The organism is Azohydromonas lata, from assembly GCF_034427735.1.
Taxonomy (GTDB): domain Bacteria; phylum Pseudomonadota; class Gammaproteobacteria; order Burkholderiales; family Burkholderiaceae_C; genus Azohydromonas; species Azohydromonas lata.
On sequence record NZ_JAXOJX010000295.1, the window covers coordinates 1 to 214 of the forward strand.

The 214-nt window shown below is 64.5% G+C and carries 1 pseudogene; it reads left to right on the forward strand.

The window, feature by feature from the left end:
* A pseudogene (gene nifH / locus SM757_RS35465) lies at positions 1–214 on the forward strand (nitrogenase reductase); the annotation flags it as partial.

A 214-nucleotide genomic window follows, 5' to 3' on the forward strand; every position in this document is an offset into this window, starting at 1 on the left:
ACACGCAAAGGCCCAGGACACCATCCTGTCGCTGGCCGCCGAAGCCGGCTCGGTGGAGGACCTGGAAATCGAAGACGTCATGAAGATCGGCTTCCGCGACATCCGTTGCGTGGAGTCCGGTGGCCCGGAGCCCGGCGTGGGCTGCGCCGGCCGTGGCGTGATCACCTCGATCAACTTCCTGGAAGAAAACGGTGCCTACGAAGGCGTGGACTAC